This is a genomic window from Desulfatibacillum alkenivorans DSM 16219, from assembly GCF_900142135.1.
GTDB classification, from domain to species: Bacteria; Desulfobacterota; Desulfobacteria; order Desulfobacterales; family Desulfatibacillaceae; genus Desulfatibacillum; species Desulfatibacillum alkenivorans.
Window position 1 is genome coordinate 1 of record NZ_FQZU01000052.1, and the last position, 12,589, is coordinate 12,589.

At 56.5% G+C, this 12,589-nt stretch carries 8 protein-coding genes; all 8 read left to right on the plus strand.

Annotated elements, in window-relative coordinates; translation table 11 throughout:
* The first annotated feature begins 204 nt into the window (after positions 1 to 204).
* The 8 genes from BUE18_RS24445 (at position 205) to BUE18_RS24490 (ending at position 12,581) form a co-directional block, all read left to right on the plus strand.
* Positions 205 to 1,389: an amidohydrolase family protein gene (locus BUE18_RS24445; RefSeq protein ID WP_170868457.1), complete on the plus strand. Its 1,185-nt coding sequence runs from the start codon at positions 205 to 207 to the stop codon at positions 1,387 to 1,389.
* Positions 1,390 to 1,770: 381 nt separating this feature from the next.
* Positions 1,771 to 2,088 (plus strand): hypothetical protein, encoded by a 318-nt coding sequence (locus BUE18_RS24450; protein ID WP_073478774.1) that lies wholly within the window; start codon positions 1,771 to 1,773, stop codon positions 2,086 to 2,088.
* Positions 2,089 to 3,130: 1,042 nt separating this feature from the next.
* The gene (locus BUE18_RS24460) at positions 3,131 to 6,931 is read left to right on the plus strand and encodes a hypothetical protein (protein WP_139264908.1); all 3,801 of its coding nucleotides are present in this window, start codon (positions 3,131 to 3,133) and stop codon (positions 6,929 to 6,931) included.
* A gap of 488 nt (positions 6,932 to 7,419) precedes the next feature.
* Complete coding sequence (locus tag BUE18_RS24470) at positions 7,420 to 8,037, plus strand: TetR/AcrR family transcriptional regulator (RefSeq protein ID WP_073478778.1); 618 nt, start codon at positions 7,420 to 7,422, stop codon at positions 8,035 to 8,037.
* Between the two features lie 62 nt (positions 8,038 to 8,099).
* Positions 8,100 to 8,495, plus strand: a complete 396-nt coding sequence (locus BUE18_RS24475) for an SCP2 sterol-binding domain-containing protein (protein ID WP_073478779.1) — start codon at positions 8,100 to 8,102, stop codon at positions 8,493 to 8,495.
* Positions 8,496 to 8,510: 15 nt separating this feature from the next.
* Entirely contained in the window at positions 8,511 to 9,731 is a 1,221-nt protein-coding gene (locus BUE18_RS24480; protein WP_073478780.1) for an acyl-CoA dehydrogenase family protein, read from the plus strand.
* Positions 9,732 to 9,770: 39 nt separating this feature from the next.
* On the plus strand, positions 9,771 to 11,369 hold the full coding sequence (locus tag BUE18_RS24485; protein ID WP_073478781.1) for an AMP-binding protein: 1,599 nt from the start codon (positions 9,771 to 9,773) through the stop codon (positions 11,367 to 11,369).
* A gap of 204 nt (positions 11,370 to 11,573) precedes the next feature.
* The gene (locus tag BUE18_RS24490) at positions 11,574 to 12,581 is read left to right on the plus strand and encodes a nitroreductase family protein (protein ID WP_073478782.1); all 1,008 of its coding nucleotides are present in this window, start codon (positions 11,574 to 11,576) and stop codon (positions 12,579 to 12,581) included.
* The last annotated feature ends 8 nt before the right edge of the window (positions 12,582 to 12,589 follow it).

Here is a 12,589-nt window from a genome sequence, read left to right on the forward strand (position 1 = left end):
TGAGGATTCTTCCCTGGCCATCCTGGAGGGGGCGATGAGTCCGCCGGACTCCTAAAAAAAGGGCTGAAACGCCCTGAAATGTTCAAACCACCCCTCCGGCAAATCCAATCGCGGATTTTGGGCCTATATTGACTTATCGGCAGGGGCGTGAAAAAAATGAATGCTGCGGCCCGTTTCAGCGGGTCCGGAAACAGGATTCGGACTTTGAAAGAAGATGCAATGACCTCCATTATACAAATAAAAGCCGGCTGGCTGATCGACGGAACAAGCGCTCCAGCCGCTGAAAATGTCATTTTAACCATTGAAAACGGCGTGATCAAAAGCCTGGACCATGCCGGGCCAAAGGAATCCGCCTCCATTTTGGATTATTCCGGCTGCACCATCCTGCCGGGTTTGACCGACGCCCACGTGCATTTGGTCATGTCCGGAACCACGGACATGGCAATCCGGGAAACCCAGCTTTTCGTCGCTTACGAAAAATCCGCGCCGGTCATTGAGCGGCATCTCAAGGAGTCTTTGAAAAGCGGCGTGACTTCCATCCGCGACGGCGGCGACTGGGGCGGCCACGCCCTTCGCTTCGTCCGGGAGAATGGGGACATTCCGGTCATGGCCAAATGCGCAGGCAAGGCGTGGAGGGCGGACAAACGCTACGGCAAGCTGGTGGGGCGTCCTCCCAAAGACGGCCAAACCCTGGCCGGGGCCATCGCCGAAGACGGACAAAACCCGGATTTTATCAAGGTGGTGGGCTCGGGACTCAACAGCCTGATCGAGTTCGGCAAGCAAACGCCGCCCCAGTTCTCCCGGGAGGAGCTGTCCCAGGCCGTGCAGGCCGCAAAGAAACTGGGCCTGGAGATCATGATCCACGCCAACGGGGACGAGCCCGTGCGCATCGCCGTGGAAGCCGGATGCCAGTCCGTGGAGCACGGCTTTTTCATGGGCCAAGACAACCTGAAGCGCATGGCCGACAACGGAACCGTGTGGGTCCCCACCGCCGTCACCATGGAGGGCTACGCCCAATCCATCCTGGACGACGACCCGAAAAAGGCCGGCGCCCTGAAAAACCTGGACGCCCAGATGGAACTCATCTCCCAGGCCCGGGAACTGGGGGTTACCATGGCTTTGGGCACGGACGCCGGCAGCACCGGCGTGCATCACGGAAGATCCCTATGGCGCGAGATGGCCTTGTTTATGAAGGCGGGATTTTCCTTGGAAGAGGTGATTTGCGCCGCGGCCAAGAACGGCGCAGACCTGTTGGGGTTGAACGATCAGGGAACCATTGCTCCCTGCAAGGCCGCAACCCTGGTTATGGCCAAGGGCTCGCCCCAAGACCTGCCCGCCAGCCTGCAGCAACCCGCCGCCGTTATGGTGCGAGGAAAACAGGTTGTTTAAGGCCCTTGTTTGAAAATGGGGCCTTAAACATCTCCCTCCGCCCGCCGGCCATGCCGGACCTTGATTATCCTCTCCGGCCGCGCCTTTTGCGCTGACGCGCCCAGGCAAAAAAAGCCTTGCCTGGGTTGCCCTGGTTGAGGGGCGCCCATGTTATCAATGCAGCCAGAAGGCTATACAACTGCATTTGCTTATCCATCCCAGGAAAATGGCCTCATATTTTCCGAATACTTTTTTGTCGACATTTTTTCCTTTCCCCTCGTCATATCATTCAAAACCGGTTAGCTGTGCAAGACGGGAAGCGCGGCCGCGGCCTTTGAAAAAATGGAGTGCATTCAATCACAAACGTTTTGTTCCAAAAACTGAAATACTGAGAGGTGAACCATGCAAAGAAAATGGAAAATGACGGGGCTGGCCATGGTATGCGCTTTGGCGCTGGCGGCGGGAAGCGCCTATGCAGGTCCTGTGGGAAAAGTCCAGGCAAGGCAAATGGGCAGAATTCACCAGGGCGTGAAGTCCGGGCAGTTGACGCCCGGCGAAGCCAGGGCTTTGGCTCATCAGCAAAGGATGATCAGGCAAACCAAAAGGGCTTTCCTTTGCGACGGCCGCCTTGTTCCCTATGAGCGCGCCGTCCTTCGCAACATGCAGCAGCGGGCAAGTGCAAACATCGCATGGAAAAAGCATAACGGGCGCCATCGTTAATATCCCTAATACCGTTTGATTGCGGGAGCGCCGGCGAATTTCAAACCGCCGGCGCCCCCTGCGGCGTATGATAATCAACTATCCTTCCATAAAACTCAGCGAAGTCTGGATCAAATCCCAATTAATTCCTATTTTTTATGCAACCGTATATTTCAAGGTATGTGATTATAACTAATTGAATTAAAGGGTTTTTATTGATATATTGAATGCTCTTGCCATGGAGGCGTATATTGTGATACAAACAATCCAATACCAGTCTAAACAGTAATAAATAACATTTTTAGGCGGCTGCTGCCATTGTTCTCCAAAGCGAAAATAGTATGGAGCGCAGGCCTTGTGATGTTGTGCGCGTATTTGTGGTGGGGCGTCTTCGCCGCCAGTACACAAGAGGCGCCCGTCCCTTTAAAATCCTCCAACCCCGCGATTGTGCGCCAAATGCAAGGCGTCTTAATGGAGGCCGGAATTTCCGGCGAGCATGTTGTTTCCATATCGGCGGACAGGGTTGTTATGGAAAAGATACAAATGGGCCCTGTGCGCTTTGGGCTGAGGAGCACGGCCCGGTTGGAAAACGCCGGAATCAAAGTTTTCGGCGGCTTCAATCCGGGCAACCCGCAGCCAGGGCGGCGGCCCAGCTTTTCAGGCCTGTTTTCCAGGGATCCATCTAAAGAGCTTACCGGGTTTGCAAGGGCTGTTCCGTTATTTTTCAAACCCTTGCGCATGGATTTTTATTCCGGCGAAATTCCCATGGCAGGCATTTCGGCAGGGGCTGCCGTTTTGGATATGGACCGGCGGGTTATCGCCTTTTCAAAGCATGTTGTGGTTCGCTCGGAAGGAAGAAGGCTGACAGCCGAGAGAGCGGAGTTTTCGCCGGAAACGGGGGAACTTTTCATTCCGGGACCCTACAAATTAAGGACCGCGCAGGGAGTCTGTTCCGGAGATTGCCTTAAAACCGACGTTTTGCTCCAAGGCGATTGGTCTTCATCATGATCAGATGCAAATCACTCGTAAGGCTCTTAAATGCAAAGAGGGAACGGCAAAGATTATGATTAAGAATCGAATTTGGTCCAACACAATAGCCGGTTTATTCATCATTTTATTCATTTTGACGGCTCCTTATTGCGCATGGGCCGAAGCTTCCGGGGATTCCCAGGCTTTAACGGACGAGGGGCGGGCGTTGTTTTTCAATCACGGCGAACCCGAGTATTCCAAAGTTCTGGCGGCTCACGAAAAGTTCGAGGCCGCGGTCGCAAATGACTCCGCCAACCAGGAGGCCCGGTTATTTCTCGCCGGGTCCAGGCTGGCGGCGTTCATGCTGGAGCAGGGGAGCGGAGCCGGGTTTGAGACCTTGCGGGACCTGATGGAAGCCTTTGGCATGCATCGCAATAGCGAGGAAGACCCGGGAGAAGCTCCCTACAGCTTATCCCCCGGCGTTCAAACGGAGGAAGGCGTTATTTTGCCCCGCGTAACGCCGGGCGGAGAAGACGTGCGCGTTTTCCTCCACGGCGCCTTTGTGGAAACAATCGACGCCTCCCTGGCGGACCTGGACGCAATTGACTCTTCCCTGGTAGTGGAATTAACGCCGGATGAATTGGGCGATCCCCTCGGGCTGGGATGCGAAATGGACCATGGCGACGTCCTGGCTTTCAAAGCGGGGCTGAACCTGATGAAGTCCGTGCTGCTGATCGCTTCCGCCTATAACATGGATGTGGATATTCGGGCCTTGGTTGCACTCAGCAACGCCGGAATTTTCCAGTTTCAAAGGGACGTAATAGACGCCTATCAGGATTTTGGAGAACTGCTTCCCGCGGGCGCGGTTTCGGCGGATGGAAAAGCGATCCTCGCCCGGGCGAAGACATCCTTTCTGGCGGGCTTGAATGCGGCCCAGGAAGCCCATAGCTTTATTCTTGCGGAGTACGAAGGCGGGGTTGACGATCAAGGCGACGAATTTCTTTTTATAGGCTCGGAAGAAGAAAAGCGCTTGCTGGAAACGGGCGACAAGGTCATTCAGGATCTGAAAGACTCGCTGCTCGACAACACGGAATTCGTCTACACCCATAGCATGGAAGCATGGATCTTGACCGACTCCCGGCAGTGGCCGGGCTGGGAGCTTTCCCTGGAGCTTGAAAGGGACCAGGACGGGGTATTGATATCCGGCAATTCCTATATCCGTCAGTTCGGCGCTGACATGGACGACCCTCCCCCCAATGACGATTTTGGCGACGCCCTGGCTCTCACAGGATCATCCGGCGCAGCCTGGGGCCATAACGCCAACGCATCCTCCGAGGCCGGCGAGCCTTCCCACGCAGGGCATTTGGACGCCTCTGTATGGTGGACATGGACGGCGCCGGAATCCGGAAGTTATTTTTTCAAGGTCTACGACGCCTATTGCGATACGGTTTTGGCTGTGTACACAGGAAACTCCGTGGACGGACTCACGGAAGCCGCCTCCAACGACAACCCTAACGGAAACGATGGATGGAACGGAAGCGAGCTGTTCTTTTCAGCATCAGCCGGGGTTGTGTATCACATTGCCGTGGATTCAAAATCCTGCCGGGACGAATTTTACCTCACCTGGGATAAGGAATTGAATTTTGAACCAAACCTGCATAGGCCCCAAGTCTTTTTAGGCTCCTACGAATGCCGGATAGGACGCTTCAACCCGGACGGTGAAGATCCCATCGTCACAAACGGGGATTCCATCCCCCACTGGGAGATTTTAAAAACAGCCGGCGCCGCGGACGGTTTTACCGGAACCTACACCTTTTCAGGCCCCGCATGGCTGCCCTGCCAGGGGACCGTCCAGGGAACCCGCGTTTCCCAAAATACGGAAACCCAAGCCTATGACCTGAACCGGCTATTCGGAAACACGGGCAAGGATCCCCTCGACGTTCGGGATTCGCTTCCCGAATGGGATTCCAGCAATGACTTGATTGGAGGGAGTTTTGGCGGAAACCCCGTCTTGAACGGCACCCTGCGCGACGCACTCACCAATGATGATTTGACCAGGCTGCTGGAACTCCAGCCGGGGGGAGATTTCACCATTCCAACCCTGCCCATTGTCATTGACGGAGATCCCGGCGACTGGACCCAGGACGCGTTGGTCTTTACGGACCCCTCGGGAGATGGAAACAGCCCCGCCGGGACGGACCTGAAAGACGTCTACCTTGCCTATGACGGCGCCGGGAATCTATGCGCCGCCATGACCACCTATGACGGAAGCCCCAGCGGGTATAATTACAGGCTGGCATTCATCAATCCGGTCACAAGCGTTTCCGCCTGCTTGTATGCAGACCGTAACAATGACGGGGGAGTGATTGCATGGCGCGCCTATTGCTCCCGGTATTTCGGTTACGGCGGGACCGGACCTTATGACGCCGCCGCCGGAGACTCGTTCATTGAATTCCGGGCGCCGCTGCCGGTTTTGGACAATATCTCCGGAGGCGTCAGCGGCTCCACGCTGCGGGCGGCCATATACGCGGACGATAACAACACGCACGTACGCGTGGATGCCAACGGCGTTATCACAGGCGAAATTTCGTGCGGCGATTGCGCAAGAAAATCCGCTGAGGGCAGGATATACATCTACGCTTATTCCAGCGGCGACCTGTCCACGGCCGCGCTTCTGGCCAGCGCCTATGTGGACGGTCCCGGAGCCTACACCCTGGAGGGCCTGCCCGTAGGCCAGGAAGTGTATCTTTATGCGATTTACGATGCGGACGGAACCGGCGTAAAAAATTTCGGGGACATCCAGGGCGACTCCCTGGGCCAGACCATCGTTACCCAGGAGGGAACGGTTTCCGGCATTGTCATTAATCTGGACGATTTATTGGACGAAAACGATATCCGGACCGGCGGCGAGGTGTACCGGGTGTACGGCAGCACAACCTGGAGCACGGCTGAATGCACGGAAGGCGGCGTGGACGAAGTTCCGTGGGGCGATGGATGGACCTTGCTGGGCAAGGGGAAATCCACCCAGACCATGGCCGTGGACAAAGCCTGCACCGCCATTCTCATCGTCTGGGGAGAGGAGCCCCGATTCTATCTGGACGCCTTTACCGATGAAATTGCAAACGCCCACTTCGTTCAAGAAGACGGAAGATGCTACAGCACATCCTCTCTCAGCCATCCCGAGTTTTTGGAAAACGCCCCTGACGCCCATGGCGCCTGGACCACAGGGCCGGGCTATGCTTTGTTTTCCATGCCCGGCGGAACGAATGCACTGGATAACGGCGCAGGTTCTTTAAAAATCACTTTGGTCGCCGGCCAATGGGGGGACGTCAACGGCGACGGCGGCGTGGGCCTGTCCGATGCGGCCGCAGCCATGCAAATAGCAACCAAGACGTCCAAAGCATACACCCCCGGTCCCCTCAGCGACTGCGACGGGAGCGGAAGCCTTGGGCTGGCCGACGCCCTGATTGTCATGAATCGCGAGGCGGGCGTGTACAGGCCGGAGCCCATCCGAACCGTCGCCTTGCTTGACGATCAAAGCCTGGATTTTTCAACAGGCGAAGTAAATCCCGCCAGCCAGGCCGACCTTCTGGTGCAGAATGACAACCCCTTTGTGGAATGCAATCTCTTCGGCCTCGTTTCCGGCGGCGGCATGGAATGCCATTATTTGCTGTCCCAAGAGGATTTTCAGGCCATGTGCGCTTCCAAAGAAGTTTTTGATGAATGCATTCCGTACACCATAGCCTGGAATGTGCATCATGACGCGGGAAAACGGATTCAGTTCGTCAGAACCCAGGAAGGGTTCTACGCCTTGATATTCCTGAGAGCCTATGACGGAAACTCCCTGACCATCGATTATGTGTACCCCTACGGCGCCTACTCCTGGCTGCCCTAAGCTGCACGCACTATACAAATTCATCTTCCTTGCCAGGGCGGTCCACTTTTCCGGACCGCCCTGGTTGAGGGGGCGCCCGGGTTGTTATGGAATGATGCAGGTTGTGCAGTTGCTTTTGGTTTTTTCACCCAAGGAAGATTCTTGCCGCCAAGGGAAGGCATGGAGCCAAAAAGGTTTCGGGCGGCTCAGGCAATGCTTCCTGAAAAGCCTCTTTCCGAACACGGGCGTCGGTGCTCGGTCAATACAAAAATTTGAACACTCGGACATTTTTTATTGACAACGATATAGATACTGTGGTTTGTTTTTAGTCGAACAACGTCATTGTTCTTTTTTTTGGCCCCGCGACCGACCAGGCGTCCGGTAAACAGGACGGACGGCCGGTCGAGGCCGCCAAACCCCGAAACGCTCCTATTCAGGCCTTGTTTTCACATCGGGCGCAAGGGGATTCTCCAAGCTGAAAAAACATTCCAAGCCCATACGGAGCGCCCATGCCCCCAATCCCCGAACTGGAAGAAATCCGCCGCAAACAGATCATTGACGCCGCGCTGCTCACCATATCCAACAAAGGGTACGCCAAGGCCACCATGGCGGAAATCGCCCAGGCGGCCAATATGTCCAAGGGCGGGCTGGCCCATTATTTTAAAACCAAACGGGAGCTTTTTCAGGAGGCTTTCACCGAGTTTTACCGTATGATTTTTGAAAGGGTGGAGCGCGAGGCCGCGGAGATAGAAGATCCCATGGACAAGCTCCTGGGTTTTGAAAGCCTGTTTGACGCCGGCGACCCGGACGTGGTGTGGGGATATCCGCTCTTGTTTGACTGCATGTCCGTGGCCGGGCGGGACCCCGAGTATCGCGTGCTGTTCAGCGACTGGGTGGACAAGTGGGTGGATCTTTTATCCCGGATTATCCGGGAGGGCATGGAGGCCGGCATATTTTCCCCGCTCAAGCCCGAACCCATGGCCCGGGCCATATCCGCCGTGTACCAGGGGATAGCCACAAGATGGTTTTTGGCCAGGAAGGACCACAGCCGGGACTGGGCTTTGGAGTCGTACCATAACGCCATCCGGGGGCTTATGGCCCCTTATATAATTGCCAATCACACATAACCCTGCACATCGGTTTGGAGGGATCTCAACCTTGCCGAGCCGGATAAACAAAAGGAGGAGACATGCCGATATTCGAAAGTACGGAAAAAATGTACGAAGTCCTGGGGGGGCTGTTTACCGGTCTGATGAACGACGAGGAAGTTCTGGAAAAGGCCTTGAAAGCCAATATCACCATTTTATTCAATATTTCCGAGCCCAGCGGCCAGATTTGGCTGGATCCCAAAAGCCAGGGCGTCATTTGCGGCAAGGCCGACCTCAAGCCGGACGTCACCATGGATCTCTCCGGCGACACTTGCCACAATTTTTGGCTGAAAAACATTTCCCTGCCCGTCGCCATCGCCAAAAGAAAGGTCAAGACCAAGGGGCCTCTGCCCAAGGTGCTCAAGCTCCTGCCCCTGCTCAAGCCCGCCCACGAAGCCTATCCCGAAATCGCCAAAGCCAACAATCTTCCCCTCTAATCCAAGGAGCCCTGCATGACCTACAACGAACTTGAACTTGAGCTCACCGAAGAGCAGATCGCCCTGAAACGGGAGACCCACAAATTCGCCAAGGAAGTAATGCGGCCTGCTTCCATTGAGCTGGATCAACTGGCCGATCCCGAAGACGTCATCAAAAGCCCGGCTTACTGGAACGTCATGAAAAAAGGCTATGAACTGGGCTATCACTCCATTTTCATCCCGGACACCTGGGGCGGCATGGGCCTGGATCCCCTGGACGTGCACATCGTCCTGGAGGAGCTTGGCTGGGGCGCGGGCGGCATGGCCATCGGCCTGTGCGTTGGGTGCTTTCCGGCGTTTTTCAGCTCCATGGTGCCCACGGACAAGCTCATCGACGACGTCATCCTGCCGTTCTGCGAATGCGACGACGCGTCCTTTATCGGATGCTGGGGCATCACCGAGCCCGAGCACGGCACAGACACCCTGTCTCCGGGCACGGAAATGTTTTCCAACCCGGACATCTGCTGCGACGTCAAAGCCCGGCTGGACGGAGATGAATGGGTGATTTCCGGCCAGAAATCCGCCTGGGTTTCCAACGGAACCGTGGCCACCCACTGCCTGTGCTTTTTGACCATCGAGCCTTCCATGGGCATGGCCGGCGGCGGCATCTGCGTGATTCCCACGAACCTGCCCGGCGTCCGGAAAGGCAAGCCCCTGGACAAGATGGGCCAGCGCGACCTGAACCAGGGGGAATTGTATTTCGACAACGTGCGCATTCCCAAGGATTACATGATGGTGGACCAGGAAGCCTACGACGGCATTCTGGACCTGACCCTGGCCACGGCCAACGCGTCCATGGGCGCCATTTTCACCGGCGTGGCAAGGTCGGCCTTTGACCTGGCCTTGGATTATTCCAAAAAGCGCATCCAGGGAGGCAAGCCCATTTTTCAGCACCAGATGATCAAGCATAAGCTGTTTTCCATGTTCATGAAGGTGGAAGCCGCCCGCGCCCTGTCCCGGGCCGCCTTTGTTTACAACCTGAACAACTCGCCGCCTTTGACCGAGTACTCCATCGCCTCCAAGGTGTTCTGCACCCAGACCGCTCTGGAAGTGGCCAACGACGCGGTGCAGATTTTCGGCGGCGTCGGCTTGAGCAAGGAGTATCCCATTGAAAAGATTTTCAGGGACGCCCGGGCCTCTTTGATCGAGGACGGCGCCAACGACACCCTGATGATCACGGCGGCGCATCAGTTTTAAGGAGTCATCTATTCACGCAAGTTAAAAAAGGGGGAAAGTATGCCAGGCAATTTGGAAAGTCTGCCCATTTTTCAATTGGTGGGCGCCAAGGACATCGACCCGGATAAAACCGCCTATATCTTCGTCCGAGACGACGGCAGCGACGAAGTCATTTCCTACGGCGCTCTTTTCGACAACGTCAACCGCATGTCCCGCGTTTTAAAAGGCGCGGGAATAGGCAAGGGCGACGCCTTCGCCCTCATCATGCGGAACCATGCGGAATTTTTGTACGCCTTGTTCGGCGCCCTGTCCATCGGGGCGGTGGCCGTGCCCGTGGACCCCAGGTCCGTGGGCCGCAAACTGTCCTTTCAGATCAACAACACCAAGTGCAAGGGAGTGATCGTGGAGGACAACCTGGTGGGCTCCATCCGGGAGGTGGAGAGCGACATCCAGGGCGCCCCTGTGATCGGAGTTTTGTATAAGAACCACCACGGCGTGGCGCCCATGGACGGCTACCCGGCGCTCAATGAGGTTCTGGCGGCCCAAAGCCCGGACCTGCCGGACGACCTGCCGCCTTTGGATTTCGCCGCGCCCGCCCAGATCATCCACACCTCGGGCACCACGGGCGACCCCAAGGGCGTGGTTTTGAAGGCCGACAGGTACATGATCTACTCCCTGTTGGGACAGATCATCTGGCAATACGACGACTCGGACGTCCTCTACACCGGCCTGTCCATGACCCACGGCAACGCCCAGTCGGTCACGGTCATTCCAAGCCTTGCCAAGGGCATACCCGCCGTGGTTTCCGAGCGGTTCACCAAAAGCAAGTTGTGGGACATCTGCCGCAAGTACGGATGCACGTCCTATTCGCTTTTGGGCGGCATGATGGCCGGCATCTACAACGAACCGCCCAAGGAAAACGACGCCGACAACCCCGTCGTCCGGGTGATCAGCGCGGGCACGCCCTTAGCCATTTGGGAGGCCTTTGAAAAACGGTTTAACGTGAAGATCCACGAATGGTACGGCGCCGTGGAAGGCGGCCTGGCTCATCAGCCGCCCGGGACCGGCCCCGTCGGCTCTTTCGGCAAGCCGCCCGAAGCCCTTATCGAAATGAAAGTGGTGGATGAAAACGACGAGGAAGTTCCTCCCGGCCATCTGGGCGAGTTGGTTTCCAGGATGAAAAGCGGCGAAACCACGGTGGAATATTACGGCAAAAAGGAAGCCTCGGCGGAAAAAACCCGGGGCGGTTGGCTCCGAAGCGGGGACATCTGCCACACGGACAAGGACGGCAACTTCTATTTTGATTTCCGCAAAGGAGGCGGGCTTCGCAGGCAGGGCGATTTTATTCAGCCCGACTACGTGGAGCGCATCATCGGCGAGCACGAGACCGTGTCCGAAGTCTGCGTGTACGGCATTCCCGCATCCACGGGAGCGCCCGGCGAATCCGATCTGGTGGCGGCAATCGCCCCTTTTGAGGGCGGAAAGGTGGACGTGGAAGCCGTAAAGGCCCTGTGCCTGGAAAAGCTGGAGAAAAACGCCGTGCCGTCCTATTTCCAGTTGGTGGACGAAATTCCCAAGACCATCAGCGAAAAGGCCCTGGACCGGGTGTTGAAGGATAATTTCGCCCCCGGCGCGGATAACGTGACGGCGGTGTTTTGATAAAAATTGTAAGGAACTGAATTTGTTGGGTTGCGAAGTCCGTAAACGTCACCGCTTGAGTGGCGACCTGAGCCGGACTTCTTAACCCAACCTACGGCTCTGCTTGATGCGACGTAGGTTGGGTAGAGCTTGCGAAACCCAACAAAAATTATTGCGCAGATCGTTTGTTTGCAATGCTCGGTTCCGAAAAGAAGGAGAAGAGCAATGTTTGACAATTGGAAGCAAGCCTACCTGCCGGACTCCACCTTTCCCGACCGTAAGGTGGATAAGGAATTATGCAGCCGATGCAAACGCTGCTACGAAGCATGCCCCACTTTCGGCCTGGACCTGGACGAAGAGGGCTATCCCGTCCCCATCGGCTACGGCGGCATGGAGCAGGCCTGCCTGAATTGCTGGAACTGCGTGGCCGTCTGCCCCACGGGCGCCATGCAAATGGACGGCCCCTACAAGGTGGAGCAAGGGCCCTTCAAGACCCAGCTTCAAGGCGCCATGGCCTATCCCGATCCTCTTGGCCTTAATGGAACAAGGCCTTACGAGGACTTTCGTGAGGACTTGACGGACGTGGAGCGCACCATTTACGAACGCCGCTCCAACCGGCTGTTCAAGAAAAAGCCGGTGCCCAAGGAGTTGATCAACCGGGTTTTGGAGGCCGGGCGGTTTGCGCCCTCCGCCGGAAACTGCCAGCCGTACAAATTCATTGCGGTCACCAATAAAAACGCCATCAAGACCATAGAGCGGGAGGCCATGAAGACCCTCAAGTTCTTCAAAAACCTGTATCACAACAAGGACGGTAAAAAGCCGGCGTGGAAAACCGCCTTGTTCACCGCTCTCAGCCAGGTAATGGTCAACGAAATGGACCCCCGGCCTTACACCGCCGTGGAAAAGGCCGAACGCTGGGACGACGCCATTTATTGGGATTGCCCGGCCATGATCATGCTTTTGAAAAACACCCACGGCATCAGCAATCCGGACCTGGACCTGGGCATATGCGCCCAGAACATGGTTCTGGCCGCCCATTCCCTGGGCCTGGGCACCTGCTACATCAGCCTGTCCATCAAGCCCTTGCACTATCCGCACATGAAGTCATTCAAAAGAAAACTGGGCGTAACGCCCCCATGGGAGCCCGTGACCTCCATCGCCCTGGGATATCCCAAGGGCAAGATCGACGCGGCGGTCAAACGGGATTCCCCCGTGGTAGATTGGATCGAATAGGAGGGAGT